This is a genomic window from Pseudomonas sp. KH_050 (assembly GCF_057838875.1).
This window is the reverse complement of sequence record NZ_CM174478.1, coordinates 935984-962196: the sequence shown is the minus strand read 5'-3', so window position 1 is coordinate 962196 and position 26213 is coordinate 935984. Positions and strand designations below refer to the sequence as shown.

At 60.1% G+C, this 26213-nt stretch carries 24 protein-coding genes and 3 pseudogenes; 9 read left to right on the top strand and 18 right to left on the bottom strand.

The window, feature by feature from the left end; genetic code table 11:
• Positions 1-38: 38 nt before the first annotated feature.
• Positions 39-1898: a CocE/NonD family hydrolase gene (locus tag AC3IUA_RS04470; protein WP_489362234.1), complete on the top strand. Its 1860-nt coding sequence runs from the start codon at positions 39-41 to the stop codon at positions 1896-1898.
• On the opposite strand, the gene AC3IUA_RS04465 is transcribed toward AC3IUA_RS04470, so the two are convergent.
• Both AC3IUA_RS04465 and pmrG read right to left on the bottom strand, forming a co-directional pair.
• Positions 1883-2716, bottom strand: coding sequence for a phosphatase PAP2 family protein (locus AC3IUA_RS04465; protein ID WP_489359305.1), 834 nt, complete (start codon positions 2714-2716; stop codon positions 1883-1885). The two genes, AC3IUA_RS04470 and AC3IUA_RS04465, sit on opposite strands and share 16 nt — an antisense overlap.
• A 26-nt stretch (positions 2717-2742) precedes the next feature.
• Positions 2743-3426 (bottom strand): lipopolysaccharide core heptose(II)-phosphate phosphatase PmrG, encoded by a 684-nt coding sequence (gene pmrG / locus AC3IUA_RS04460; protein WP_489359304.1) that lies wholly within the window; start codon positions 3424-3426, stop codon positions 2743-2745.
• A 315-nt stretch (positions 3427-3741) separates the two neighbouring features.
• Here pmrG and AC3IUA_RS04455 point away from each other — a divergent pair.
• Positions 3742-4755, top strand: a pseudogene (locus AC3IUA_RS04455) (methyl-accepting chemotaxis protein); the annotation flags it as partial.
• 42 nt (positions 4756-4797) lie between these two features.
• Positions 4798-5661 carry a methyl-accepting chemotaxis protein gene (locus tag AC3IUA_RS04450; RefSeq protein WP_489362232.1) on the top strand — a complete coding sequence of 288 codons (864 nt, stop codon included), beginning with the start codon at positions 4798-4800 and terminating at the stop codon, positions 5659-5661.
• A 166-nt stretch (positions 5662-5827) separates the two neighbouring features.
• On the opposite strand, the pseudogene AC3IUA_RS04445 reads toward AC3IUA_RS04450, so the two are convergent.
• Both AC3IUA_RS04445 and AC3IUA_RS04440 read right to left on the bottom strand, forming a co-directional pair.
• A pseudogene (locus tag AC3IUA_RS04445) lies at positions 5828-5977 on the bottom strand (glyoxalase superfamily protein); the annotation flags it as partial.
• A gap of 209 nt (positions 5978-6186) precedes the next feature.
• Positions 6187-7644: an N-acyl-D-amino-acid deacylase family protein gene (locus tag AC3IUA_RS04440; RefSeq protein ID WP_489359303.1), complete on the bottom strand. Its 1458-nt coding sequence runs from the start codon at positions 7642-7644 to the stop codon at positions 6187-6189.
• Between the two features lie 137 nt (positions 7645-7781).
• Between AC3IUA_RS04440 and AC3IUA_RS04435 the strand changes: the two genes are divergently transcribed.
• Complete coding sequence (locus AC3IUA_RS04435) at positions 7782-8168, top strand: lysozyme inhibitor LprI family protein (RefSeq protein WP_489359302.1); 387 nt, start codon at positions 7782-7784, stop codon at positions 8166-8168.
• Positions 8169-8311: 143 nt separating this feature from the next.
• Positions 8312-9811 (top strand): SulP family inorganic anion transporter, encoded by a 1500-nt coding sequence (locus AC3IUA_RS04430; RefSeq protein WP_489359301.1) that lies wholly within the window; start codon positions 8312-8314, stop codon positions 9809-9811.
• Positions 9812-9901: 90 nt separating this feature from the next.
• Here the strand turns inward: AC3IUA_RS04430 and AC3IUA_RS04425 are convergent, their stop codons facing one another.
• The 3 genes from AC3IUA_RS04425 to mdaB form a co-directional block, all read right to left on the bottom strand.
• A complete protein-coding gene (locus tag AC3IUA_RS04425; RefSeq protein WP_489359300.1) occupies positions 9902-10795 on the bottom strand; it encodes an NAD-dependent epimerase/dehydratase family protein in 894 nt (297 codons plus the stop codon).
• A gap of 104 nt (positions 10796-10899) precedes the next feature.
• Positions 10900-11811, bottom strand: a complete 912-nt coding sequence (locus AC3IUA_RS04420) for a LysR substrate-binding domain-containing protein (RefSeq protein WP_489359299.1) — start codon at positions 11809-11811, stop codon at positions 10900-10902.
• Positions 11812-12011: 200 nt separating this feature from the next.
• Positions 12012-12602: an NADPH:quinone oxidoreductase MdaB gene (gene mdaB, locus AC3IUA_RS04415; protein WP_489359298.1), complete on the bottom strand. Its 591-nt coding sequence runs from the start codon at positions 12600-12602 to the stop codon at positions 12012-12014.
• A 201-nt stretch (positions 12603-12803) separates the two neighbouring features.
• On the opposite strand from mdaB, the gene AC3IUA_RS04410 reads away from it, so the two are divergent.
• A complete protein-coding gene (locus AC3IUA_RS04410) occupies positions 12804-13118 on the top strand; it encodes a putative quinol monooxygenase (protein ID WP_489359297.1) in 315 nt (104 codons plus the stop codon).
• Here AC3IUA_RS04410 and AC3IUA_RS04405 read toward each other — a convergent pair.
• Positions 13108-13872, bottom strand: coding sequence for a sulfite exporter TauE/SafE family protein (locus tag AC3IUA_RS04405; RefSeq protein ID WP_489359296.1), 765 nt, complete (start codon positions 13870-13872; stop codon positions 13108-13110). The genes AC3IUA_RS04410 and AC3IUA_RS04405 overlap by 11 nt on opposite strands.
• A gap of 130 nt (positions 13873-14002) precedes the next feature.
• Here AC3IUA_RS04405 and AC3IUA_RS04400 point away from each other — a divergent pair, with 130 nt between their 5' ends.
• Together AC3IUA_RS04400 and AC3IUA_RS04395 are read left to right on the top strand one after the other, a co-directional pair.
• Positions 14003-14887 (top strand): LysR family transcriptional regulator, encoded by an 885-nt coding sequence (locus AC3IUA_RS04400; RefSeq protein WP_489359295.1) that lies wholly within the window; start codon positions 14003-14005, stop codon positions 14885-14887.
• A gap of 66 nt (positions 14888-14953) precedes the next feature.
• Positions 14954-15079, top strand: a pseudogene (locus AC3IUA_RS04395) (NAD(P)H-dependent oxidoreductase); the annotation flags it as partial.
• An 85-nt stretch (positions 15080-15164) separates the two neighbouring features.
• On the opposite strand, the gene AC3IUA_RS04390 reads toward AC3IUA_RS04395, so the two are convergent.
• Entirely contained in the window at positions 15165-16577 is a 1413-nt protein-coding gene (locus tag AC3IUA_RS04390) for an amino acid permease (RefSeq protein ID WP_489359294.1), read from the bottom strand.
• Positions 16578-16622: 45 nt separating this feature from the next.
• On the bottom strand, positions 16623-17873 hold the full coding sequence (gene kynU, locus AC3IUA_RS04385; protein WP_489359293.1) for a kynureninase: 1251 nt from the start codon (positions 17871-17873) through the stop codon (positions 16623-16625).
• A 220-nt stretch (positions 17874-18093) separates the two neighbouring features.
• On the opposite strand from kynU, the gene AC3IUA_RS04380 reads away from it, so the two are divergent.
• A complete protein-coding gene (locus AC3IUA_RS04380) occupies positions 18094-18567 on the top strand; it encodes an Lrp/AsnC family transcriptional regulator (RefSeq protein ID WP_150642429.1) in 474 nt (157 codons plus the stop codon).
• A gap of 140 nt (positions 18568-18707) precedes the next feature.
• Here the strand turns inward: AC3IUA_RS04380 and AC3IUA_RS04375 are convergent, their stop codons facing one another.
• The 8 genes from AC3IUA_RS04375 to AC3IUA_RS04340 form a co-directional block, all read right to left on the bottom strand.
• Positions 18708-19487, bottom strand: a complete 780-nt coding sequence (locus AC3IUA_RS04375) for a 1,6-dihydroxycyclohexa-2,4-diene-1-carboxylate dehydrogenase (RefSeq protein WP_489359291.1) — start codon at positions 19485-19487, stop codon at positions 18708-18710.
• 27 nt (positions 19488-19514) lie between these two features.
• Complete coding sequence (benC, locus tag AC3IUA_RS04370; protein ID WP_489359290.1) at positions 19515-20528, bottom strand: benzoate 1,2-dioxygenase electron transfer component BenC; 1014 nt, start codon at positions 20526-20528, stop codon at positions 19515-19517.
• A gap of 10 nt (positions 20529-20538) precedes the next feature.
• Positions 20539-21027 (bottom strand): benzoate 1,2-dioxygenase small subunit, encoded by a 489-nt coding sequence (benB, locus tag AC3IUA_RS04365; protein WP_489359289.1) that lies wholly within the window; start codon positions 21025-21027, stop codon positions 20539-20541.
• Positions 21027-22385, bottom strand: a complete 1359-nt coding sequence (gene benA / locus AC3IUA_RS04360; RefSeq protein ID WP_489359288.1) for a benzoate 1,2-dioxygenase large subunit — start codon at positions 22383-22385, stop codon at positions 21027-21029. The genes benB and benA overlap by 1 nt, the downstream gene beginning before the upstream one ends.
• Positions 22386-22529: 144 nt before the next feature.
• Positions 22530-23483, bottom strand: a complete 954-nt coding sequence (locus tag AC3IUA_RS04355; protein WP_489359287.1) for an AraC family transcriptional regulator — start codon at positions 23481-23483, stop codon at positions 22530-22532.
• Between the two features lie 269 nt (positions 23484-23752).
• Positions 23753-24682, bottom strand: a complete 930-nt coding sequence (gene catA / locus AC3IUA_RS04350) for a catechol 1,2-dioxygenase (RefSeq protein WP_489359286.1) — start codon at positions 24680-24682, stop codon at positions 23753-23755.
• A 52-nt stretch (positions 24683-24734) separates the two neighbouring features.
• Positions 24735-25025, bottom strand: coding sequence for a muconolactone Delta-isomerase (catC, locus tag AC3IUA_RS04345; RefSeq protein WP_007936026.1), 291 nt, complete (start codon positions 25023-25025; stop codon positions 24735-24737).
• A 12-nt stretch (positions 25026-25037) separates the two neighbouring features.
• Positions 25038-26186 (bottom strand): muconate cycloisomerase family protein, encoded by a 1149-nt coding sequence (locus AC3IUA_RS04340; protein WP_489359285.1) that lies wholly within the window; start codon positions 26184-26186, stop codon positions 25038-25040.
• Between the last annotated feature and the right edge of the window lie 27 nt (positions 26187-26213).

Below are 26213 nucleotides of genomic sequence, written 5' to 3'. Positions count from 1 at the left end.
TTGATATGACTTTTACTTGCGAACCAGCATTCCCGGCCCTGCAGCTTCTGCGCAACCAACTGATCCCCATGCGCGATGGCGTCCACCTGGCCACCGATATCTACCTGCCCGTCGATGCTCAGGGCCCATTCCCGGTGGTCATCGAGCGCACGCCTTATGACAAGAGCAAACCCTCGCGCTCGGAAAAGCAACTCGACGGTCATCATCTTTGCCGCGAGGAAATGGCGGCGCGCTTCACTGCCCAGGGGTTTGTTGCGGTATTCCAGGATTGTCGTGGCCGCTATGCTTCCGAAGGGGTGTTCACCAAGTACACCACCGAGGGCGAGGACGGTTACGACAGCCTGGCCTGGATCATCGAGCAGCCCTGGTGCAACGGCCGGATCGGCAGCATGGGCTTGTCTTATGCCGCCCATACCCAACTGGCGATGGCCTGCCTGCAGCCTCCCGGGTTGAGCAGCATGGTCCTGGACTCCGGCGGTTTCGCCAACGCCTTCCAGTGTGGCATCCGCCAAGGTGGCGCGTTCGAACTCAAGCAGGCGACCTGGGCCTGGAGGCAAGCCAAGGAGAGCCCAGCCGCACTGGCCGACCCACTGATTCGCCAGGCGCTGGAACAGGAAGACATTCATCAATGGTTTGCCCGCATGCCCTGGCAAGCGGGTCAGTCGCCATTGCGGCACGTCCCGGAATACGAAGCCTACCTGCTTGAACAATGGGCCCAGGGCAGTTTTGGATCTTACTGGCAAAGACCCGGCATTTACGCCGAGGGACACTATGACCAGCTACCGGATATCCCGGTGCTGTTCATGTCCAGTTGGTACGACGCCTATGTCAGTTCGACCCTTGCCAACTACGCGGCATTCAGCCGCAGCAACAAGGCCTCGCAACAGCTGATCATGGGGCCTTGGCTACACGGTGATCGCAATATCAGCCACTGCGGCAATGTCGAGTTCGGTCCGCGGGCGGCATTCGATGGGCAGGTCGCCGAGGACTGGCTGAGCTGTCGCCTGAACTGGTTTGAACGCTCACTCAAAAGCCCATCGGAGCAGACGCCCGCGCACACTGGGGTAAAGGTATTTTTGATGGGGGGCGGTAGCGGCGCCAAAGACTGCAATGGCCGGCTGCAGCACGGGGGGCGCTGGCTGGAAAGTCAACACTGGCCGTTGCCGGGCAGTCAGCAACTGTCGCTGTACCTTGACCGCCAACAGCAGCTGAGCAGCACGCCACCGACCGCCACTGAGGCGCAACTGAGCTATCGAGCGGATCCTGCCTCACCGGTGCCGACCATTGGCGGCGCGCTGACTTCCGGCGCTCCGGTGTTCGTTGGCGGAGCCTTTGACCAACGCGAGCATCCGGACTTCTTCGGCACACGTGGCGATAACAGCCCCTTGGCAGAGCGTGACGATGTATTGAGTTTCCAGACCGAACCGCTGAAGGAGGACCTGGTTGTCGCAGGCCCGCTGCGCATCGAGCTCTGGGTCGAGAGCGACGCGCCGGACACCGACTTCACTGCCAAACTGGTCGACGTCTATCCACCCAGCGCCGACTACCCGCTGGGTTATGCGATGAACATCACCGACGGGATCCGTCGTTGCCGCTACCGTGACTCCTGGGAGGACCCGCAGCTGCTGACACCGGGAAAGAGGGTGAAGATCGTGATCGAGCCTTTTGCCACCTGCAACCTGTTCAAGCGCGGCCATCGCCTGCGCCTGGACATCGCCAGCAGCAACTTCCCGCATTTCGACGTCAACCCCAACAGCGGCGAGGCCGAAGGCCAGGCACAACACCCAAGAATTGCCTGCAACACCCTGCACCTGAGCGCGAGGTTTGCCTCGCGCCTGGTGCTCACGGTCATCCCGTCAGAGCTGTTGCCAGGTTTTGAATCTCAGCCAATCGACTGAGGCTGAGCCCCCACCAACGGCTCTTCGGCCTTTTGCAGAGCCGGCAGCTCAAGCCGTGCTCGGCCGTAAAATGCCAGTGCGGTCAGCAAACAGGCGAGCCAGACGAAGATCCCCGCCCAGAAAGTGTGGGACATGTAGTGCCAGCCCTGCAGCACCCGGGTAGTGCCATAGACAAAGCCGAGCAATAGCGAGCCATGCAGGATTGCCTTGGAATGGCGCCAGCGATAGCGGCGAGCCACGAAGTACAACGCGAGCAGGGTGAAGCCCCCCGAGGCATGACCACCTGGCCAGCAGCGGCCCGGGCCAGCAACTTTCAGCAGGTCGAAATTTTCGTACCACTCTTTGTGTTCGATCTTGCCGGCGTACTGGGTGGTTTCAACCGGGCAATACACACTGGTGTGGCCTTTCAGATAATGAATGACCCCGGTACTGATCGAGAATGCAAACACCACGAACAGGAAGTCCCGGCGGTGCCTGGCCGCAAACCTGAGCAATGGAGCGATCCGCACCTTCTCCAGGAACGCGATGAGTCTGGAGTGTTTCTCTACCTTTAACCGCGGCCAGAGAAACGACAACAACGCGCCAATGATCGCCGCTTCGCCTGTCCAGTTCGGAATGATCCGTGCCCATTTATGGGTGATTTGTTCGAACAAGCGAACGTGATTCAACGGAAACAATTTCGTCGCCGGATCGTAAAAAAGATCACTGAAGGCAATATCTATTTTTGTCAGATCAAACAACAAAAACACCACGGCGGCACAGAGCAGTGGAATACCGAAATTCACCCAATAAAATCGGTAGCGAGAAAAAATCAGCATCTTTTTTCCTGATTGAAGAGGCAAGTCTATCTGTCTGATAACGATTGAATTGAATGCCAGTCGCTGGCTTCAATGAATCCGAGCATCTGCGGTTTTCCAGTCATTCCCGCGGTTGAAACGAACAGCGAGGCGCCGTAGCCCAGCGTGGCCGAAGGTAACTTCATGTCGCTTTCAAGCTGCGACATGCATTCACTGTGCGTCACCAGAACGAGGTTGCGCCCGGCCACCTTGTAGCGCAGGGCATCACTCAACATGCGCCCCTTACAGCGGATCAACCAGTCCTGGCCCGCAGTGACCTTATTGAACATGTAGGAAGACGTCTGCGCCGCCCGGGTCAACGGACTGTTGTAGATATCCGCCTTGCTCAGACCCAGGCGTTCGAACTGCAAGCCAACTGCCGCGGCGACACTGCGCGAGCGCTCGGTTATACCGTCGGCACTGCCAAGACACGCCGCACTGGAGTGGTCACAACGCTCGACATGACGAACCAGCACAATCATCTCGCCCTTGGCCCAATCCGCCTTCAGCTGCGCCACTACCGAAGCATTGCCATTGGCCAGATCGGGGACTGCCGCGGGTTTCAGAAGAAACAGGGTCAGCGCCAAAACAATCAAGGCAGACACCAGTATGACGGCCGCATTTTTATACCTGGCAATCCTGCTCAAGGCGACTGAACGTCTGAAACCAAAAAGATTGAGTCTTGACTCCACAACCAACCCGCCACTTTGGCCAAACCCTGGCAATGAACCGCACAGCACAGCGATGACCACTGCGCGCTTGAGAATGTCTGTTTTTTGAGGTGATAGACCGGCACCCACCGCTCAACGGCTGAGCGAAACTTTAGGGAGCAGGAGGTAGGGGCTGAGTGAAATGAATGTGAAAAAAAGCTTGAGCGACCGGGAAATAACCGTTTCAGCTCTCGCGTTTGCTGCCGATACCCCCTACGACCCCCCTTGCTGGCTACCAAAAACAACAACCTTCCAGCTACTGACGATCAACACTCGCACTGTTCCTGGAGGAATTCGATGAATAGCTGGTTCGGCAACATCAGCGTCAACCTGAAACTGGGCCTGGGTTTCGGCCTGGTACTGACGCTCACCACCCTCCTCGCCCTGACTGGCTGGACCAGCCTTGGCGGGCTGATCGATCGCAGCAACTGGATGAGCGACATCACTCAGCTGAACGCCGGTCTGACCAAACTGCGCATCACCCGCTTGCAGTACATGCTGACCAACGGCGATGAAACCGCCGCGCAGAATGTGCAAACCACCCTCGATGGTTTCGTTGCCCGGCAACAGTCGCTGCTCAGTAGTTTCAAGAGCCCGGAAAACCTCAAGCTGCTCAGAGAGCAAAGCGCGACCATCAGTGCCTACCAGCAATCGTTGAACAAAATGCGCAACGCCTACCGCACCGGCAATGCCGCTCGCCAGGTCATGGGCGACAGCGCCGAAAGCGCCAATGCACTGATCAGCGCGATCGACTCTCGTGTGCAGCAGATGCCCTTGAGCGACCAGCGTTTCGAACAGTTCCAGGCCATCTCCCAGGCCAAGGAAGAGTTTCAGCTTGCCCGTTATGAGGTGCGTGGCTACACCGCCAGCAGCAACCCGCAAACCGAGCAAAAAGCCGCCGCACAACTGGACGCGGCCATCGCCAGCCTGAAAGGCCTGAATGTGCATTTTGCTGACACCCAGAATGACGCCCTGCGTCAGCTTGAAGGTGCCCTGACCCGCTACCGCAGCGCACTGTTGGACTACAAAGCAGCGAACAGCGAAGCGATTCAGGCGCGCCAGGAAATGACCGAGCAAGGCAGTGCCATCGTCGCCAGCAGCGATGCGCTGTACCAGATCCAGCTCGATCGTCGCGATGCCGAAAGCGCTCGTGCACGCACGCTGCAACTGGTCAGCACTCTGCTGGCGTTACTGGTTGGCGTGCTGGCCGCGGTGATCATCACCCGGCAGATCACCCGCCCGTTGCGCGAAACCCTGGCCGTGGTCGAACGCATTGCCTCGGGCGACCTGACCCACGACGTTCACGTCACCCGTCGCGACGAACTCGGCGTGTTGCAGCAAGGCATCGTGCGCATGGGCGTGACCTTGCGCGAGCTGATCAGCGGCATTCGCGACGGTGTCGCGCAGATCGCCAGCGCCGCCGAAGAGCTGTCGGCCGTCACCGAGCAAACCAGTGCGGGGGTCAACAGCCAGAAGATCGAGACGGATCAGGTGGCCACTGCCATGCACGAAATGACCGCCACCGTGCAGGAAGTCGCACGCAATGCCGAGCAAGCCTCGCAGGCTGCTGCGGCCGCCGACGGTGAAGCCCGCGAAGGTGACAAGGTGGTTGCCGAAGCCATCGTCCAGATCGAGCGTCTGGCCACTGAAGTCGCGCGCTCCACCGACGCCATGACCTTGCTGCAACAAGAGAGTGACAAGATCGGCAGCGTCATGGACGTGATCAAAGCCGTGGCCGAACAGACCAACCTGCTGGCGCTCAACGCGGCCATCGAAGCAGCCCGCGCCGGTGACGCCGGCCGTGGTTTCGCGGTAGTCGCCGACGAAGTCCGCGGCCTGGCCCAGCGCACGCAGAAATCCACCGAAGAAATCCAGGGGCTGGTCGCCGGCTTGCAGAACGGCACCCAGCAAGTGGCCGCGGTGATGAACAACAGCCGCAGCCTGACCGACAGCAGTGTCGAACTGACCCGCAAGGCCGGCACCTCACTGGAAAACATCACCCGCACGGTGTCGAACATCCAGTCGATGAACCAGCAGATCGCCGCAGCCGCCGAGCAGCAAAGCGCCGTGGCCGAAGAAATCAGCCGCAGCATCATCAACGTGCGCGACGTCTCCGAACAGACTGCCGCCGCCAGCGACGAAACCGCTAAATCCAGTGTTGAACTGGCACGGCTGGGCAACCAGTTGCAGATGATGGTCAGCCATTTTCGGGTGTGATTGATCGCATTGTGGGCAGTTGAATAGGGGGTGAATTGGCGACCCTATCGCGAGCAAGCCCGCTCCCACACTGGATCTGCGTCGGATCACATGATGTGATCGACACATAACCTATGGGAACGGGCTTGCTCGCGATGACTATCTGGCAGGCACCCTATAACTTCAGTCAGACACTGATCGCATTGGTAAACACCAACCGATTGCCGAATGGATCGCTGATGGTCATGTCCCGGCTGCCCCAGGGCATTGTCTGGATCTGTGGCTTGGCGAAGCGATAGTGCCTGGCTGACAATTGCTGCTGGAACGCTTCCAGTTCAGGATGGGGGTGGTTTTTCCAAAACTCATGGTGCTGCTCCCTGGTTGAAATGGGGTCATCCTATACAAGCAGAATGCCTGGTACGAGCATGGGGTCCGGCAAGCAGAATCAAAAGATCGCAGCCTGCGGCAGCTCCTACGGGATTTGTGTTCACATAGAATTCGTGGATATACACGGTCATTGTAGGAGCTGCCGCAGGCTGCGATCTTTTAATGGAACCCCAACCGCAAATCCCCTGTGCGAGCCAGAAATCTCCCTTCACTGCGTCCAGTGGCTTTGCCATCGGCATAACTGCACACACCATTGACCCACACCCCATCAATACCTTCAGACGCCCGTTGCGGGTCGCTGAAGTCGGCCACGTCGCACACCCGTAGCGGGTCGAACAGCACCATATCCGCCCAATGCCCTTCGCGAAGTTCACCACGTTCTTGCAGACCGAAACGCGCTGCCGAAAGCCCGGTCATCTTGTGTACGGCGGTGTGCAGCGGGAACAGTCCCACGTCGCGACTGAAATGCCCCAGTACCCGTGGAAATGCCCCCCACAAACGCGGATGGGGAAACGGATCCTCCGGCAGGCCATCGGAGCCGATCATCGACAAAGGATGGGAAAGGATGCGCCGCACATCGGTTTCGTCCATGCCGTAATACACCGCGCCCGCCGGTTGCAGGCGGCGGGCGGCGTCCAGCAGCGGGAGACCCCATTCGGCGGCGATGTCCATCAGGTCGCGGCCCCCCACCTCGGGATGAGGCGTCGACCAGGTGATGGTAATGCGAAAGGCGTCGGTGACCTGTTTGAGGTCCAGGGTCGAAGAACTGGCCGCATAGGGATAACAATCGCAGCCCACCGGATGGCTCAGCGCGGCGCGTTCCAGGGAGGCGAGCAGTTGCGGGCTGCGCCCCCAATTGCCGGCACCGGCGCATTTGAGGTGGGAGATGATCACCGGGGCCCTGGCATGACGGCCGATCAGGAACGCTTCGTCCATCGCCTCCAGCACCGGCTCGAACTCGCTGCGCAAATGGGTGGTGTAGACCGCCCCAAACGCCGTCAGCTCTTCGGCCAGTTGCAGCACTTCATCCGTCTCGGCGCAAAAGGCGCTGGCGTAGGCCAGACCTGTGGATAAACCCAAAGCGCCCGCCTCAAGGCTCGAGCGCAGTTGTTCTCGCATGGCGCTGATTTCACCAGGCGTGGCGCTGCGATAGAGGTCGTCCATGTGGTTGCTGCGCAATGCCGTGTGACCGACCAGCGCCGCCACATTCAGGGTGGGGTTCGCCGCTTCGACCGCGGCGCGGTAGTCGCGAAAGCGCGGGTAGACAAAAGCGCTGGCGGCGCCCAGCAGGTTCATCGGGTCCGGTGGCTCGCCGCGCAAACTCACCGGGGATGCGCTGATCCCGCAGTTGCCGACGATCACGGTGGTCACGCCCTGGCTGAGCTTGGGCAGCATCTGTGGTTGGCGGATCACCACGGTATCGTCGTGGGTATGCACATCGATGAAGCCCGGCGCCAACACTCGACCACCCGCATCGATCTCTTCATCGGCACAGGCTCCATTCAAGCTGTCGATGCGTTGAATGCGACCATCCAGAATCGCCACATCGGCGAGGAAACCCGGTGTGTTGCTGCCGTCGATGACCAGGGCATTGCGGATCAGCGTGTCATACTTCATGTCAGTCTCCCGGCGGCAGGCAATCGACACCACCGCGGTAGTCGTTCAGCGCCAGTTTGGCCCGGCGCTGAATCGGGGAAACTGGCTTAGACTGCAGACCTTACACTTTACGGCTCATTGACCAGGAAAGGCCAATTATGAACTACCGCTCCTTGTTTGCTGCCAGCGTCCTGTCAGGGGCGTTTTGCGGTGCGGCTTATGCTGTTGACAGTCCTGCCTATAAAAAATGCATGGACGCGTCGGGAGGCGTGACCGTTAACATGCTCGATTGCATCGCTGCTGAAATCGAACTGCAGGATGTCCGGCTGAACAAAGGCTACAAGGCGGCCATTGCGGCGCTGGAGGCTGACAAGAAGGGTCAACTGCAGAACGTCCAGCGGATGTGGATCAAATACCGTGACGCCAACTGCGGATTGCTCGGCAGTTTGACGGGCGGGACCATCGACAGTCTCAACGCCGGTTCCTGCATGCTGGAGATGACCAGGACCCGGGCCCAGGAGCTGGAGAATCTGGTTGGGCCTTAAATAACTGAAACGCGAATATCCCGTCTGGTGATCACTTGTGGCGAGGGGGTTGCGTTCGACTTTTACTGGTTGGTCGCACCCTCTTCCCCAGTCCCGTAAACTCGCGCCCTTCGCATTCCCCCCGCTCTGCCCTGGACACCCCGATGCTTTCAACCGTCAAACAACACTGGTTCTCCAATATCCGCGCCGACGTGCTGGCCGGTCTGGTGGTCGCGCTTGCGCTGATCCCCGAAGCCATCGCCTTTTCGATCATTGCCGGGGTCGATCCGAAGATCGGTTTGTATGCCTCGTTCAGCATGGCGGTGGTGATTGCTTTCGCCGGTGGTCGGCCGGGGATGATCTCCGCCGCGACCGGTGCCATGGCGTTGCTGATGGTGACCCTGGTCAAAGACCACGGCCTGCAATACCTGCTGGCGGCCACGCTGCTGTGCGGCGCGCTGCAGATCGGCGCCGGGTTTCTCAAGCTCGGTTCGTTGATGCGCTTTGTCTCGCGCTCGGTGGTCACCGGTTTCGTCAACGCGCTGGCGATTCTGATTTTCATGGCACAGCTGCCGGAGCTGACCAACGTCACCTGGCCTGTCTACGCCATGACCGCCGCCGGGCTTGGGATCATCTACCTGTTCCCCTATGTGCCAAAGATCGGCAAGGCCATTCCCTCGCCGCTGGTGTGCATCCTGGTACTGACCGGCGTGGCGATGTGGCTGGGGCTGGATATCCGCACCGTCGGCGATATGGGCGAGCTGCCGGACACACTGCCGATTTTCCTCTGGCCGGATGTACCGCTGAACCTGGAGACGCTGAAGATCATCTTCCCGTACTCGGCGGCGATGGCGGTGGTCGGCCTGCTGGAGTCGATGATGACCGCCACCATCCTCGACGAAATGACCGACACCTTGAGCGACAAGAACCGCGAATGCAAAGGCCAGGGCCTGGCCAATATCGCCACCGGCTTGCTCGGCGGCATGGGCGGTTGCGCGATGATCGGCCAGTCGGTGATCAACGTGAAATCCGGTGGCCGCACGCGGCTGTCGACCTTGATTGCCGGCGTCGCCTTATTGTTCATGGTGGTATTTCTCAGCGACTGGGTCAGTCGCATTCCGATGGCCGCGCTGGTGGCAGTGATGATCATGGTCTCCATCGGCACCTTCAGCTGGGACTCATTGCGCAACCTCAAGCGCTATCCGCTCTCGACCAACATCGTGATGGTGGTCACCGTGGCGGTGGTGGTCGGCACGCATAACCTGGCGTATGGCGTATTGGCCGGGGTACTCCTGGCAGCGATGTTTTTCGCCAACAAGATGGGCCATTACCTGGCGGTGGAATCATCGGTCGATGCCGCCAGCCAGCAGCGCACTTACCGAGTAATCGGCCAGGTGTTCTTCAGCTCCGCCGACAAATTCAGCGCCGCCTTCGATCTCAAGGAGACCTTGCGCAAAGTCTGCATCGACCTGACCCACGCACACTTCTGGGACATCACCGCCGTCGCTGCGCTGGACAAGGTGGTGCTCAAGTTGCGCAGCGCTGGCGCCGAGGTTGAGGTACTGGGATTGAATGAAGCCAGCGCGACCCTGGTGGATCGCTTCGGCGTGCATGATAAGCCGCAGGGGATTGAGCGGTGGCAAGCCCCAATGCCAGTCAGTTAAGAAAAAAATCCCATCAAACGCGGGCGAGGTGGCAAGCCGCCTCGCCACAAATGCCCGCGAAGGTCGTTACACGGTTTTAAGTGGACGCTTTCAGACCATCTCGTTAAGAATCCACTCCACCACCGACGTACGCTTCGGCGCCCAGCCGAGCAGTTCACGGGCATGTTTGCCGCGCACCCGGCTGTTGGAACCCAGGCCATAGTTGGCCATTTCATAACCCCACTCGGCTTCGGCATCGGCCAGCGGCCAGTCTTGCGGTTCACCCTGATTGAGCGCCTGAGCGATGGCCGTGGTCATCTCGATGAAGGACGCTTCGCCGCTTTCGACGAAGTAGAAAGTGCCGGGCAGATTCTTCTCCAGCGCCAGCAGGTACAGCGCGACCACGTCCTCGATGTGCACGTTGGACCAAATGTTCTGACCCGGTCCGACATGCCGGACCACGCCGCTTTTACGCGCCTGTTTGAGCAAGCGCGGCAATTGCACGCTGTCGCGTTTGACGCCGAGGCTGTGGCCATAGATCAGTGTGTTGCAGATCACCGCCGAGTTCACGCCTTCGTGCGCCGCGGCGCGGATCAGGTTGTCGATGGCCACCCGGGCAGCCTTGTCGACGGTTGGCTCCGGCAAGTTGTCTTCGTAGTAGATGACATCGCTGGATTTGCCGCCGCTGGCATCGCCGACAATGCTCGAACCGCTGGTGTGCAGGAAGGTCTTGTTCGACCCGCGCAGCGCACCGAGCAAGGCTTCGACCGCAGCACGATGATCGCTGCTGGCGGCGTTGATCACGGCGTCAGCGGCGCGAGCCTGCTCGGCCAGCAGGGCGCTGTCGTCCAGAGTGCCGAGCACCGGGGTGATGCCCAGTGCGCTCAGCTCGGCGGCTTGCTCGGCGCTGCGTACCAGGCCGGTGACTTGATGGCCGGCCTTGACCAGGCCGGTTGCGATGGAGCCACCGATAAAACCTGCGGCGCCGGTTACGAATACTTTCATGGAGATAACTCCCTGCGTGAGTAAGTGATGGAACGAGTATCGAGGACTGATCCCTGCTGAAAAAGTCCGGATTGCCCAATTCAATCTTGCGCAGAGGTCACGAATCAGCCCTCGAACACCGTCATGGCGTAGGCCGCCAGCTTGCTCTGGATGAAGTCGAGGAAGCATTGGATGCGCAACGCCAACTGCGAGTTGCGGTAGTACACCGCGTTGATTGGTTGCCGATAACCGCTATTGGCTTCGGCCAACAGCACCATCAAGCGACCGGCCTTGATGTCATCGATGGTCATGAAATGCGACAGGCAGGCAATGCCCTGCCCCTCCAGCGCCAGATGGCGCAGGGTTTCACCGCTGGATGCGCAGAGTCCCGGCTGAATCTGCCAGCGGTCACCCTGGGCATGCCGCAATGGCCAATGATTGAGACTTTCGGTCTGGGTAAAGCCCAGCAGCGAATGCCCGGCCAGTTCCGTTACGGTCATCGGTGTGCCGTGTTTTTCCAGGTACCCGGGGCTGGCGAGGATGTGCAACGGGCTGCAACCCAGGGAGCGGGCATGCAGGGTCGAATCCGCCAAGGGCCCGATGCGAATGGCGATATCGGTGCTTTGTTCGAGCAAATCGATGATCAAGTCGTTGCTGTTGAGTTCCAGCTGGATGTCCGGGTACAAACGGCGAAATTCGTCGATGTACGGCACGATGGCGTGGAGCATGAACGGCGAGGCGGCGTTGATTCGCAAGCGACCCGTGGGGGTTTGCTGGCGCGAGGACAAGCGCTCTTCGAGTTCATCCATCTGTTCGAGAATCCGCTTGGCGTGCTCGAAGAAGTACTTGCCCTCTTCGGTCAGGTCCATGCGCCGCGTGGTGCGGTTGATCAGCGTGGTATCCAGCTTGGCCTCGAGCCGCGACAGCGTGCGGCTGACCGCCGAGGGCGTTTGTCCGACCTGCTCGGCCGCCGCGGAAATCGAGCCGCACTCGATCACACAGACGAAAATCTGCAACTCATCGGATCTGGCTTTCACGTGTGTCCTCTTTATCGGTTAGCCCGCAAGACCGGCTGCGTGACAAAAATAGCCAAGATCGCAGCCTGCGGCAGCTCCTACAGGGATTTGGGTACACCCATAAAGCCGCAGGTCCACACGGTCGGCGTAGGAGCTGCCGCAGGCTGCGATCTTTTCAGCGGTAAACCCGATACTAGCCGGATGTCACACAAAAGGAACGCTTACGCCCGCAGGTTGAAAACCTCTTTCAGGTGCTGTTCGTAGCGCGCCACGTCGGCCTCGATAGCTGGACGCTTCATCACGTCGACGCAGAGGAACGTCGGCAGACCGGTCATGCCGAGGAATGTATTGGCCTTGTGGAACGGGAAATACACCGCGTCCACGCCCTTGGCTTCGAAAAAGTCGGTCGGGTCGTCGAAGGCTTGCTGCGGCGCGTTCCAGGTCAGCGAGAGCATGTATTGCTTGCCTTGCAACAGGCCGCCGCTGCCGTATTTCTGCGAGGCATCGGAACGGGTGCGGCCATCACTGGCATACAGACTGCCGTAGCCTTCAGTGAAGACTTCATCGATGTACTTCTTGACGGTCCACGGTGCGCCCATCCACCAGCCCGGCATCTGATAAATGATTACGTCGGCCCACACGAATTTGGCGACTTCTTCAGCGAGGTCGTAACCCTCGTCGATGTGGGTGACTTTCACATCGACACCGCCGCGGTCCAGCACGCTCAGCGCGGCGTCGTGCAGCGTCGAATTGTAGCGGCCATCGGAGTGGGCGAATTTCTTGCCACCGTTGAGCAACAGGACTTTTTTCATGGGGAGCCTCATCAGGGTCCAATCGGCAGCGCTGTGGATAAGTCGCTGGATCGAGAAGGGTTAAAAAATGATGACGGCAGGTTATCGATGGAGCGCTGCGGGAATAAGCCAGAAACCGGCAAAATACATTTGACCCATACGCACGAATCACCCATGGATTGTTGTCGTAGACTTCTCGAACCCAGACTTGAGGAGATCGACATGAGTGAGTTGCACGGCTTCATCCTGCATGCCCAGACCAAACCGGAAAAAGCCGAGGCCTTCGAAGCGCTGTTCCGCGCCTACGTGGAACCGAGCCGCGCCGAGCCCGGCTGTATCGAGTACCACATGCTGCGCGACCGGCAGGATCTGACGCTGTTCATCTTTTACGAGATCTGGCAATCGCAGGCGCATCTGGATGTGCATTCGAACCTGCCGCACATGAAGCAGTTCTTCGAGCAGCGCATGGATTACCTGGAGCGCGATTTCGATATACGTCGCATCGACATGCTCAGCCCGTCGTCCGCTAGCCACTGATCAACAGGTGGCCGCCGAGTACGCCGAGGCCAATGAAGAATACCCGCTTGAACAACACGGCACTGATGCGCTGGCGCAGCCACTGCCCCAGCAACATGCCCAGCAGCGCCGGCATCAGGGCGAGTAGCGAAGCACCCAACTCGCCACCGCCCAATGCCCCGCGCCACAGCAGACCTGCGGCCAGCGCCAGGGTCGAAACAGTGAGCGACAGGCCCAGTGCCTGCACCAGTTCATCCTTGCTCAATCCCAACGCCTGAAGATACGGCACGGCCGGAATCACGAAAACTCCGCTGGCCGCAGTGATGATGCCGGTCAGCACGCCGCAGACTGGGCCAAGCCAACCCTCGGTGCCGGGGCTCACACGCAGTGTCGGCAAGAACAAGCCGCTCAACGCATACAGCAATAACGCCGCGCCCAGCGCGCGCACCACCCAATACCCACCCTCGATCCCCAGCCATAAGGTACCTGCAGCGGTGGCGAGAAAAATCGCCAGCAGCATCGGCCACAGCCGTTTGAGCAGCTCACTCAAATGCCCGCCGAAGGCCAGTTGCCAGACATTGGTCACCGTCGCCGGGATGATCAGCAGCGCCGCAGCCTGCACCGGCAGCATAGCCAGGCCGAGCAGCCCCATGGCGATGGTCGGCAGGCCGAGGCCTATCACGCCTTTGATCATGCCGGCCAGCAGGAAAGTGCCAATGACCAACAGAGACAAGGCCAGACCGAGGTTATGGTAGAACGTGACGAGAGTATTCATGGCGTTATCCTGGGACCTTGGATCGATCTTGAAAATTCGCCATATACTGAGGCAGCCTCTTGCTCAGCAAGAGCCTGTAGACTTTGCTGAGGCTGCCAACTCATTACTCTCCTATCTCAGGCGCCCCAACATGCACTTCGACCTGACCGACCTGCGGCTCTACTTGAACATCCTCGAAGCCGGCAATATCACCGCCGGCGCCGTCCGCAGTCATCTGTCGCTGGCGGCGGCCAGTGCGCGGATCCGGGCGCTGGAAGCTTCGTTGGGCACGCCCTTTCTCGAGCGCGGGCGGCGTGGCGTCAGCCCTACTCCAGCCGGCAAGGCCCTGGCGCAACATGCCCGGGTGCTGCTGCAACAGGCCGAGCGCATGCAGCAGGATCTGGCCGAATACGCCAAGGGCGTCAAAGGTCAGGTAAGGCTGTTGTGCAACACCACGGCGATCACCGAGTACCTGCCGGAATTGCTCGCGGACTTTCTGCGCAGTCACCCCAATCTCGACATTGATCTGCAAGAACTGCCAAGCCTGCGCATCACCCACGCCCTGCGCCAGGGTTCGGCCGACCTGGGTATTGTCTCCGACGCCGTGGACACTCACGACCTCGAGACCCGGCCCTTTCGCGACGACCCACTGGTGCTGATCATCCCGCCCGATCACCCCCTGGCCACTGGCGGGCCACCGAGCTTCAGCGACACCTTGCTGCATGACTACGTCGGTCTGGCCGCCAACAGCGCGTTGGCGGTGTACCTCGAAGAACAGGCGCTGCACGTCGGCATCCGCATGCAAATCCGCATCCGTGCCGAAGGCTTCGACGGGGTGATCCGCATGGTCGCTCGCGGCGCCGGAGTGGCGATCGTGCCGCAGGCGGCGATCCAGCGCTGGACGGTCGAGCAACCGTTCAAGAACTTCGCCCTGCAGGAAGACTGGGCTCAGCGAAAGTTGCTGCTGTGCGCGCGCTCATTCGACAACCTGCCCGGCTATGCCAGTGCCTTGCTTGAGGCCTTGATCGCCGGGTAGCGCAAGCTTGACTCTCCCCCCAAGGACAGACTTTATCCTGCGGGCTTCCTGTTCCGGAGCAGTCTGATGAGCAAACGCATGCTGGTGATTCCTGGCCACCCTTCCAGCGACAGTTTCTGTAGTGCGCTCACCGACAGCTACGTGCAGGCCGCGCAACGTGCCGGGCATGAGGTCCGTCAGTTACGCCTGGGAAAAACGAGTCTCGAGACCACCCGGGATCAATGCCGGCTCGGCAGCCTTTGAACACTACCGGGCCAGCTGTTGACGGCTCTTTGCGCTAAACCTTTGGCAGTGGATTCAAGGCTGCGGCGGCCTTGGGTTTTCTAAAGAAAACCCCGTAGACCAGCGTGAGGACCAGCAGGAAAGGCACACCGAATACCAGGGTCATTTTGAAGGCTTCGGTGAAGTAGGTGGTGATCATCACCGCGCCCATCAGCACCAGCCCCAACAAGGTGCTGTAGGGGAACAGGCGCATGCGGAAGGACAGTTTCCGCTCGCCGTGGCGCTCGCGGTAACGCCGGAAGCAGTAGTGGGTCAGGAAGATCATGAACCAGGTGAAGATCGCCCCGAACATCGAGATCGCCATCATCAAGGTGAAGGAGCTTTGCGGGTACAGCACGTTGAGCAAGGTGGCCAAGGCAATGCCTGAGCTCGACAGCAACAAGGCATTGAGCGGGATCCCGGTCTTGCTCAACACGCCCATGGATTTGGGTGCATAACCGCCACGGGACAGGCTGAACATCATGCGGGTGGTGATGTACAGCTGACTGTTCATCGCCGACAACGCCGCGATCAAAATCACGAAGTTCATCACCCCGGTTGCACCGGGAATGCCGATGGTCTGCATGACGGTGACGAACGGGCTCTGGGCATGACCAGCCTGGACCCACGGCACAATAGCGAGCATCAGCGCCAGGGTCAGCAGGTAGAACACCACCAGCCGCACGATGGTTGCGCGAAAAGCCTTCTTCACCGCACGCTCCGGGTCCTGCGCTTCACCGGCGGCGACCGCGATCATCTCCACGCTCAGGTAGCTGAAGATCGACACGATCACCGCGATCCACATCCCTTGCAGACCATTGGGAAAGAAACCGCCATGGGCCGTGTAGTTGTGCACGCCGTAGTCCGGGTTGCCGGAACCGTACACCACATACACCGCAAGGATGATGAAACCGACAATCGCACCGATCTTGATGGTCGAGAACCAGTACTCGAAGGTGCCGAAGGTTTTCACGCTGATGGCGTTGAGCAGGATCAGGATGCTGGAAAAGGAGACGATCCAGAGGAACGAAGGGACATTGGCAAACCAGTACTTCATGTACATCGCCACCGCCGTCACTTCCGTGCCCACCGCCAGCACGATCGCCGCCCAATAGGCGTAGCGCACCAGGAACCCGGCCAGCGGGCTGACGTAGAATTCGGCATAGGCGCCGAACGAGCCCGAGGTCGAATGGGCCACGGTCATTTCCGCCAGGCAGCCCATCAATAGCAAGGTGATGATCGCGCCAATGGCATAGCTGAGCAGCACGCTCGGCCCGGCATACCCAATGGCGTAGGCACTGCCCATGAACAGCCCGGTGCCAATCGCCCCGCCAATGGCGATCATGCTCATTTGCCCCGAGGTGAGCTGGCGCCGCAGGCCCTGTTCACGCTTGGAGATGCTTTCGAAACCGGTGTCGGTCGTGGTCACTCTGGGTGCCCCCTTATTATTGTGATTGGATTTGCGGCAGATCGCTCAAGTCACGCTGTGACGGATCTGGAACTGCTCCTGCGACCAGGTTTTCCGGTCGAGAATCTCGCCGAGGATCTGCACCGCATCCCAGACTTCGGTGAAGCGGGTGTACAGCGGGGTGAAGCCGAAACGCATGATCCGCGGTTCGCGGTAATCACCGATGACGCCACGGGCGATCAAGGCCTGGATCACCGCATAGCCTTCGGGATGTTCGAAGCTGACATGGCTGCCACGTTTGGCATGTTCGCGCGGGGTGATCAGGGTCAGCTCGTGAGCGGCGCAGCGCTGCTCGACCAGCTGGATGAACAGGTCCGTCAGGGCCAGGGATTTGCTGCGAAGACTGGCCATGTCGGTCTGGGCGAACACATCCAGACCGCACTCGACCATGGCCAGGGAGGTGATCGGCTGAGTTCCGCACAAATAGCGAGCGATGCCGCTGCTCGGCTCGTAACGCGACTCCATGGCGAATTGACGCGAATGGCCGAACCAGCCGGACAGCGGTTGTGCCACCAGATCGCACAGTTCGGGTGAAACCCAGACGAAAGCTTGCGAGCCAGGACCGCCATTGAGGTATTTGTAGGTGCAGCCGATGGCGTAGTCGGCGCCGGCCTGATGCAGATCGACCGGCACCGCGCCGGCGGAGTGCGCCAGGTCCCAGATGGCCAGCGCGCCGCACTCGTGGGTCAGCGCGGTCAGGGACTGCATGTCGTGCATGTAGCCGGTTTTGTAGTTGACGTGGGTGAGCATGACCACCGCGGTGTCCTGGTCAATCGCTTGCGGCAGCTCTTCGGGGCTGTCGACCAGACGCAAGGAGTAGCCCTGTTGCAGCATGTCCGCCAGACCTTCGGCGATGTACAGATCGGTCGGGAAGTTGCTGGTCTCGGTGACGATCACCCGCCGGGTCGGCGCCCGTGCGGACTGCACCCGCAGGGCGGCACTGAGCACCTTGAACAGGTTGATCGAGGTGGTGTCGGTCACCACCACTTCACCCTCACGCGCACCAATCAGCCCCGCCAAGCGATTGCCCAGACGCTCCGGCAGGTCGCGCCAGCCCGCGCTGTTCCAACTGCGGATCAGGCCACTGCCCCATTCCTCGGCGATCACTGCCTGAGCCCGTGCCAGCGCTGCAACCGGGCGCGCACCGAGGGAGTTGCCGTCGAGATAAATCACTCCTTCGGGGAGTGCAAACTGCTGACGCAGGGGCGCCAGCGAGTCCTGTGCATCAAGCGCCAGGCAATCGTTTCTTGTAGTCATTGAGTGTCCTGTTTGTTGAATGACATGCCGTCCGGGCAGATCGCGATAGTCGGCTCGAGCAGGGGTCCGAGAACCGCGTTTCAGGGATTATCCGCGGCTGCACGACGGGAAGATAATGAACGAAGTAATGCAGAATTTTCGTGCAAAGTGAGCGGCCATATAGTAGTTATCTCGAATAAAATTCGAATCAAACTACAAAAATCGCGGATTTATTCAAACCATGACTCTCGACTCGACAGACCTGCGGATCCTGCATCACCTGCAACAGGATGGCCGTATCAGCAATCAGGAATTGGCGGAGAAAGTCGCCCTGTCGCCGTCGGCCTGTTTACGCCGTTTGCGCCTGCTGGAAAGTGAGGGAATCATCACCGGTTATCGCGCGGTGCTGAACGCCGAAAAGCTCGGAATCGAGCTCGAAGCCATTGTCCATGTGTCATTGCGACAGGACGTCGAGGACTGGCACGAGACCTTCATCAAGAAGGTCCAGTTGTGGCCGGAGGTGGTCACCGCCTACGTGATTACCGGCGCGAGCAACTATGTGCTGCGGGTCCAGGCGCGCAACCTCAAACATTTCTCGGATTTTATCGTCAACCAGCTGAATCGCACGGCGGGGGTGACCGATATCCGCTCGGAAATCGTCCTGCAGAAAATCAAGGAGAAGGAGGCGTTGCTTGATTTGGTGGTGCGCAAGTGAGGGCAGCGCCAGAAGGGAGATCGCCAAGATCGCAGCCTGCTGCAGCTCCTACAGGGGATTTGCATACACCCCCGAGGCCGTAGGTCAACACGGTCGGCGTTGGAGCTGCCGAAGGCTGCGATCTTTTGAGCAACAGGTGATCAGCCCTGATCACCGCCACCCACCGGCAGGGTCATGCCGGTGATGTAGGACGCTTCGTCGGAGGCCAGGAACAGTATCGCCGCGGCTTGTTCATCGATCGTGCCGTAACGCTTCATCAGGCTGCTGTCGCAGGTCTGGTCGACGATCTGCTGATACCAGATTTTCTCCTGGGGCGTCTGCTCGGCGCTGTTGCGCGGGATGCGCCGGGGTGGTGCCTCGGTGCCGCCGGGGGCGGTGGCATTGACCCGGATTCCGCGCTCGGCAGTTTCGAATGCCAGGCACGCCGTCAGCGCATTCACCCCACCCTTGGCCGCACCATAGGGCACGCGGTTGATGCTGCGGGTGGCAATCGACGAAACGTTGACGATCGCTCCACTGCCCTGCTCCAGCATGTAGGGCAATGCGGCATGGCAGCACCAGAGTGTCGGGAACAGCGAACGCTGCACCTCGCTCATGATCTCGTCGGGTGTGTAATGTTCGAACGGCTTGGCCCAGATCGTCCCGCCGACGTTGTTGACCAGAATATCCAGGCGGCCGAAGCGCGCGATAGCCTCGGCCATTACCCGGCCGCACTCGCCGTACTGCTCAAGGTCGGCGGTCAGCGCCAGCACTTCGCTGCCGGCAGCCAACTCATCGCGCAATTCGAACACCAGCTCCGAACGATCGACCACCACCAGTCGCGCGCCTTCGGCCGCCATGCGTTCGGCAACCCGCCGACCAATGCCCTGGGCGGCGCCGGTGATCAATGCAACCTTGCCGGTGAAACGTGAAATGCTCATGTCATCTCCTCAACCATGGGATTGAATTCAGGCCGCGCTGGCGGCGAATTTCTCGTAGTAGAAGTTCGCTGGCGCAATGCCCTGTTCGGCCAGGTAACGGCTGACCCCATCGACCATCGGCGGAGGCCCGCAGAGGTAGACGTCGACATCACCGGCGTTGAGATGCCCCGGTTCGATATGTTGAGTGACGTAGCCCTTGAGCGGATGTCCGCTGTCCGGATTGGCCACGCAGGCGCTGAAGCTGAAGTTTGGAATGTTCGCCGCGAAGGCTTGCAAACGCTCAAGCTCCACCAGGTCGTGGTCGTTGGTCACGCCGTAGATCAGGTGCAACGGATAGTCGCTGCCCTGTTCGGCAATGCGTTCGAGCATCGCGGTGAAGGGCGCCAGGCCAGTGCCACCGGCCAGCAGCAACAACGGCCGACGGATTTCCCGCAGGTAGAAGGAGCCCAGCGGTCCGGCAAGGTTGATCGAGTCGCCAGCCTTGGCCAAGCCTGTCAGGAAGCTGCTCATCAGCCCACCTGGCACATTGCGGATCAGGAAGCTGACCTCACCATCGCGCTGCAACGAGCTGAAGGAATAGGCGCGGGTCTGTTCGCTGCCGGGCACTTGCAGGTTGACGTATTGCCCGGGCAAGAATGCCAGTTTGCTCAGGGCCTCGCCCTTGATCGACAGCGAAAGGGTGCTGTCGGAGAGCTGGCGGATCTGGCTGATGGCCGCGTTGTAGCTGCTCTGCTGGGTGCGACAGACGTCCGAAGACACCGGTACTCGCACCACGCAGTCGCTTTGCGCGCGCATCTGGCAGGTCAACACGTAACCCTGTGCGGCTTCATCCTCGCTGAGGGCGTCTTCGATGTACTCATCGCCCAGATCATAACGACCGGCTTCGGCGAAGCACTTGCAGGTCCCGCAGGCGCCGTCGCGGCAGTCCAGCGGAATGTTGATGCCTTGGCGATAGGCCGCGTCGGCAACGGTTTCGCCGACATCTGCGGCGATGAAGCGGGTCACCCCGTCTTCGAAATTCAATGCAATTTGATGGCTCATGACGACGACCTCACAGATGGTAGATGTCGATAACCTGACGGACGTAATCGTTCTTCAGGATGACTTTCTTGGCCTTGATCAGTGGGGTCTCGCCACGCACGTCGAGGGTGTAGAAACTGCTCCCGAAATAGCTGTCCACAGTCTTGTAGCGAAAGCTCAGGGTGTGCCAGTTGAAGCGCAGCTTGCACTGGCCATCGGCAACTTCCAGCAGCTCGATATTGCTGATGTTGTGCGAGGTCCGGGTGTCCGGCACGCTGGCGCTGGAGCGCTCGGTCTTGATCCGGAAGATCCGGTCCTCGAGACCCGTGCGATTGCCGTACCAGATCAGCGAAATTTCCCGCTGCGGGTCTTCGGTCAGCTCGTCGTTGTCGTCCCAGGACGGCATCCAGAAACTCGCATCGGCGGCGTACAGCTCCAGCCAGTTGTCCCAGTCCTTGTCGTCCAGGTAGCGCGCTTCGCGGTAGAGAAAGTCGCGCACCGCATCGTGAGAAATGCTCATCACACGGCCTCCACGGGAATGGTTTTCGACTGCTCGGCCGCGAGCGCCTTGAGCATGGTCTCCTGCCAGTACTTGTGTTGCAGCACGAACAGACCTTCGTCTTCGGTGCGCACGCCGCTGAGCAGCGGGTGCAGATCGATTTCCTGTGCTGCCGCATCGGCCCCTTCGACCCAATGCATGGCGCCGCGCGACATGTCGTTCCAGCCACCGCTGCCCTGATAACCGACCTGGCAGGAGCGGAACTCTTCCAGGTCATCGGGCGTGGCCATGCCACTGACGTTGAAGAAATCCTCGTACTGGCGAATGCGCTTGGAACGGGCGTCGTCGCTCTCGCCTTTAGGCGCAATGCAGTAGATGGTGATTTCGGTCTGGTTGACCGAGATCGGCCGGGCGATACGGATCTGCGAGCTGAACTGATCCATCAGGTACACGTTGGGGTACAGGCAGAGGTTGCGAGAGTTCTCGATCATCCAGTCGGCGCGAGCCTTGCCGAAGTCCTGGGCCAGTTCATCGCGACGTTCGTACAGCGGACGATCTTCCGGGTTGGCCCAACGGGTCCAGAGCAGCATGTGGCCCTTCTCGAAGGAATAGAAACCACCGCCCTGCTTGGCCCAGCTGCCGGCACTCATGGTCGGATTGCTGTCGCCGGCCTCGCGCTGTTTGCGCTGGCTCTGGGTGGCCGCGTAGTTCCAGTGCACGGAACTGACGTGATAACCGTCGGCACCGTTCTCGGCGGTGAGTTTCCAGTTGCCTTCGTAGATGTAGCTGGACGAACCGCGCAGCACTTCAAGGCCGTCGGCGGATTGATCGACGATCATGTCGATGATCTTCGCCGACTCACCGAGATGCTCGACCAGCGGCACTACGTCGGCGTTCAGGCTGCCGAACAGAAAACCGCGATAGGACTCGAACCGCGCGACCTTGGTCAGGTCGTGGGAGCCTTCGCAGTTGAAGCTCGACGGGTAGCCCGCTTCGGACGGATCCTTGACCTTGAGCAGCTTGCCGGAGTTGTTGAAGGTCCAGCCATGGAACGGGCAGGTATAGGACGCCTTGTTGCCGGTCTTGTGCCGGCACAGCATCGCGCCGCGGTGACTGCAGGCGTTGAGGAAGGCATTGAGTACACCGTCCTTGTTCCGCGCGATAAAGATCGACTGGCGGCCCATGGTGGTGGTGTAGAAGTCGTTCTTGTTGGGGATCTGGCTCTCATGGGCCAAGTACAGCCAATTCCCTTCGAAGATGTGCTCCATTTCCAGATCGAACAACCGCGGGTCAGTGAACATCTCGCGCTTGCAGCGGTAGACGCCTTGATCCGGGTCTTCTTCAAGCAGTGAATGAAGGTATTCAGGTCGCAATGACATGGTCACAGCCCTCCGTTGTTGTTATTCAGGCAAGACTCATGCTAGGGAGGTGGCGCAAACGGCAATATCCGCTGAGTGCAGATCGTTATCCGTTTTCTGCACGGGGGGGACGGGGGGAGGTTTCCAGAGGGGTGGCGCGAAGATTCAGTGACGACGCTTGAGGGTATCCGACGGCAATTCACCGAACTGCTGACGATAGCTTTGCGAGAACCGTCCCAGGTGCAGGAAGCCATAGTCCATGGCCAGCTCCGTGACGTTACGCACGTTGCACGTCTCATCGCTGAGACAGGCACGTACCCGTTCCAGCTTCTTCAGGCGGATGTAGTTGTTCGGCGTGGTTCGTGCGTGGCGCTCGAACAGCGAGTACAGCGAACGCAGGCTCATGCGGGCCTGAAAGGCCAGCTCTTCACTGCCGATGTCCTGTTTCAGGTTCTGCTCGATATAGTCGACGATGTGCTCGAAGGTGGCGTCCCGCGAACTCAGGTGGCTGCGCTGGATGTTGGACTTCATCAGGCTCAGCATCTTGCTGGCGACGATCTGGGCGTAATGTTCCTGGACCTTGAGCATCGGTTCGCTCGCCTCGGCCTCCATGCAGACCATGGCCAGCAAATTGACGAATCCATCCAGCTCGCCGAGGTTGTAGCGATTCTGCGAAAAGCGCACCCCGGGCTCCGGGTACAACCAGCGCTGCTCCAGGCAGGCCGATTCCAACAGGTTGGTAGGGATTTTCAGAATGAATTTTTCGCAATCGGCGGAATAGGTCAGATCGACCGGGTCATCCGGGTTGATCAGCAACAGTTCGCCAGGCGCCAGGTAGTGTTCCTGTTTATGCCCGCGCCACAGGCAATTGCCCCTGAGCAGCACTTGCAGGTGGTAGATGGTTTCCAGTGCCGGTGAGGTGACATGAACACTGCCGCCATAGCTGATGCGGCACAGGTCGAGGCTGGCGAATTTTCGGTGATTGAGGCTGGCCTGCGGGTTGGACGCCTTGGGCAGGTGGATGCAATGCACGCCGACGTGCTGATTGACGTAGCCGGACACCGCATAGGGGTCGGCACGCTCAAACACCAGACTGCGCTCGCTCAGCAGACTTTCCATAACCGGTCACTCTTATTGTTCTATGACGTGATTCTAAGCCGTTGCGCAGAATAAGTAATGCCGCGAGATAAACGGTCGGTTATCTCGCGGCTCTGCCAAGATCGCAGCCTGCGGCAGCTCCTACGCCGACCGAGTACACCCGCGGATTGACAGAAACACCCAATCCCGTAGGAGCTGCCGCAGGCTGCGATCTTTTGGCGATTTCGGCGATTGCCTAACAGCAAGATCAAAAGATCGCAGCCTGCGGCAGCTCCTACGCCGATGGGTGGTCAGTCTTCCAGGGCGCGAACACGCTCCATACGCTTCTGTTCCACCGGGGCAGCGGCAGGCTGCAAGGTGAAGTCGAAGTCGATCTGCGCGAAACGCCCTTCGACGCCCAGTTCGCGGGCCATTTCCTGGTCCTCGCTGAAACGGATATCAGCGATCAGCTCATCACGGGTTGCGTAGGCGAAATCGTCGTGCAGGTACGGATCACCTGACAGGTTGATCTGGGTGGTCAGGTGACGATGGCCCGGTGCCGAGATGAAGAAGTGGATATGCGCCGGGCGCTGGCCGTGGCGGCCCAACTGATCCAGCAGTTGCTGGGTCGGTCCGGTCGGCGGGCAACCGTAGCCGGACGGCACGATACTGCGGAAGCGATAACGCCCCTGCTCATCGGTCTCGATACGCCGACGCAGGTTGAACTCCGACTGCGAGCCATCGAAGTAGGAGTAAGTGCCACCGGTGTTGGCCTGCCATACGTCGACAATAGCGCCGGCCAGCGGTTTGCCGTCGGTGTCGCGGACCTGGCCTTGCATGAACAACACCACACCCGGATCCAGACCATCATCCAGTCGCGCTTCGTATTTCGACAGCGGCGCGCCGGCTACATACAGCGGCCCTTCGATGGTCCGTGGCGTACCACCGGACTTGCCGGCCTGCTCGTCCTCGGCATCCATCAGCAGGTCCAGATAATGCTCGAGGCCCAGACCTGCCACCAGCAATCCGGCTTCCTGGTTTTTGCCCAGTTCATTGAGGTAGTTGACCGCTTTCCAGAACTCTTCCGGGGTCACCTCCAGGTCTTCGATGATGTTCACCGAGTCGCGCAGGATCCGGTAGATCAGCGCTTTAGTCCGTGGGTTGCCGCCGTCGTTGAGGTTGCCACTGGCTTCTTCGAGAAACTTCTGGGCGTTGGCAGTGTGGGAAATTCTGACTGACATGATTCATTCCTCATCTTGTATTTATTAGGCTAGAGCACAACGCTCACAGGGCTCAGCGATCGTCTTCGCGAATCGACGAAGGATGCCGGCACAGTGCATTCACTTCGATGGCCATGTACGGATAGAGCGGCAGTTGCATCAGCAGATCATGCAGTTCCTGCACGCTGTCGACGTCAAATACGCTGTAGTTGGCGTAGAGACCGGCGATCCGCCACAGGTGCCGCCATTTGCCTTGCTCCTGCAGACGCTGGGCCAGGGCCTTTTCGTCGGCCTTGAGCTGCGCGGCGCGCTCTGGATTCATGTCGACCGGCAGGTTCACAGTCATTTTTACGTGGAACAACATGGCAGTATGTCCTCAGGCGTGAGAAGTGGTCAGGGAAGACTTGTCGCGGCGGAAGAACGCCAGGCGCTCCTCGTCGATGCTCAGGCCCAGGCCCGGCTCGTTCGACACGTGCAGTTGGAAATCGCGGTACACCAGCGGTGTCGCGAGGATGTCTTCGGTCAGCAGCAGCGGGCCGAACAGTTCGGTGTCCCAGGCCAGCTTGGCCAGGGTCAGGAAGGCATGGGCCGAGGCCAGCGTGCCGATCCCGCCTTCGAGCATGGTGCCGCCATACAGGCCGATCCCGGCTGCTTCGGCAATCGCCGCGGTACGCAATACCGCGCGCGGGCCGCCGTTCTTGGCGATCTTCAGGGCAAACACCGAGGCCGCGCCTTCGCGGGCCAGGTTGAAGGCGTCCTCGACACATTCAATGGATTCGTCGGCCATGATCGGCGCCGGGCTGGACAGGTTGAGCCGGGCCATCCCGCTACGATTGTTGCGCGAGATCGGCTGCTCGATCAGATCGATGCCGTTGTCGCCCAGGATCTGGCAGGCGCGCAAGGCGACAGCTTCATCCCAGGCCTGGTTGACGTCGACCCGCACGCTGGCGCGATCACCCAGGGCCTTTTTGATGGCGATGACATGCGCCAGGTCCTGATTCACTTCGCCAGCGCCGATCTTCAGCTTGAAGATCCGGTGACGGCGCAGGTCGAGCATCTGTTCGGCTTCAGCGATGTCTTTTGCCGTGTTGCCGCTGGCCAGGGTCCAGGCCACCGGCAGGGCATCACGAACCCGCCCACCAAGCAACTCGCTGACCGGCAGGCCAAGACGTTTGCCCTGGGCATCGAGCAAGGCGGTTTCGATGCCGGACTTGGCAAAGGTATTGCCACGAATGCTGCGCTCGAGTCGCAGCATGGCGGCGTTGATGTTGCAGGCATCCTGTCCGATCAGCAGCGGTGCGAAGTGGCTATCAATGTTGGTCTTGATGCTGTCCGGGCTTTCGTTGCCGTAGCTCAGGCCGCCAATGGTGGTGGATTCACCGATACCTTCGATACCGTCGGCACACCGCACACGAATGATCACCAGGGTCTGGTTCTGCATGGTGTGCATTGCCAGCTTGTGCGGGCGGATGGTCGGAAGATCGACGATGATCGTCTCGATCGATTCAATGGCGCTAGCGTGCATGTCGATACCCGTCAGGTTCTTTGCTTG

Coding starts and splice junctions, on each gene's coding strand:
- AC3IUA_RS04465 (WP_489359305.1), bottom strand. CDS start 2,716: ATGCTGATTTTTTCTCGCTACCGATTTTATTGGGTGAATTTCGGTATT.
- AC3IUA_RS04450 (WP_489362232.1), top strand. CDS start 4,798: ATGGGCGTGACCTTGCGCGAGCTGATCAGCGGCATTCGCGACGGTGTC.
- AC3IUA_RS04440 (WP_489359303.1), bottom strand. CDS start 7,644: ATGAAGTATGACACGCTGATCCGCAATGCCCTGGTCATCGACGGCAGC.
- AC3IUA_RS04435 (WP_489359302.1), top strand. CDS start 7,782: ATGAACTACCGCTCCTTGTTTGCTGCCAGCGTCCTGTCAGGGGCGTTT.
- AC3IUA_RS04430 (WP_489359301.1), top strand. CDS start 8,312: ATGCTTTCAACCGTCAAACAACACTGGTTCTCCAATATCCGCGCCGAC.
- AC3IUA_RS04425 (WP_489359300.1), bottom strand. CDS start 10,795: ATGAAAGTATTCGTAACCGGCGCCGCAGGTTTTATCGGTGGCTCCATC.
- mdaB (WP_489359298.1), bottom strand. CDS start 12,602: ATGAAAAAAGTCCTGTTGCTCAACGGTGGCAAGAAATTCGCCCACTCC.
- AC3IUA_RS04410 (WP_489359297.1), top strand. CDS start 12,804: ATGAGTGAGTTGCACGGCTTCATCCTGCATGCCCAGACCAAACCGGAA.
- AC3IUA_RS04405 (WP_489359296.1), bottom strand. CDS start 13,872: ATGAATACTCTCGTCACGTTCTACCATAACCTCGGTCTGGCCTTGTCT.
- AC3IUA_RS04400 (WP_489359295.1), top strand. CDS start 14,003: ATGCACTTCGACCTGACCGACCTGCGGCTCTACTTGAACATCCTCGAA.
- kynU (WP_489359293.1), bottom strand. CDS start 17,873: ATGACTACAAGAAACGATTGCCTGGCGCTTGATGCACAGGACTCGCTG.
- AC3IUA_RS04380 (WP_150642429.1), top strand. CDS start 18,094: ATGACTCTCGACTCGACAGACCTGCGGATCCTGCATCACCTGCAACAG.
- AC3IUA_RS04375 (WP_489359291.1), bottom strand. CDS start 19,487: ATGAGCATTTCACGTTTCACCGGCAAGGTTGCATTGATCACCGGCGCC.
- benC (WP_489359290.1), bottom strand. CDS start 20,528: ATGAGCCATCAAATTGCATTGAATTTCGAAGACGGGGTGACCCGCTTC.
- benB (WP_489359289.1), bottom strand. CDS start 21,027: ATGAGCATTTCTCACGATGCGGTGCGCGACTTTCTCTACCGCGAAGCG.
- benA (WP_489359288.1), bottom strand. CDS start 22,385: ATGTCATTGCGACCTGAATACCTTCATTCACTGCTTGAAGAAGACCCG.
- AC3IUA_RS04355 (WP_489359287.1), bottom strand. CDS start 23,483: ATGGAAAGTCTGCTGAGCGAGCGCAGTCTGGTGTTTGAGCGTGCCGAC.
- catA (WP_489359286.1), bottom strand. CDS start 24,682: ATGTCAGTCAGAATTTCCCACACTGCCAACGCCCAGAAGTTTCTCGAA.
- catC (WP_007936026.1), bottom strand. CDS start 25,025: ATGTTGTTCCACGTAAAAATGACTGTGAACCTGCCGGTCGACATGAAT.
- AC3IUA_RS04340 (WP_489359285.1), bottom strand. CDS start 26,186: ATGCACGCTAGCGCCATTGAATCGATCGAGACGATCATCGTCGATCTT.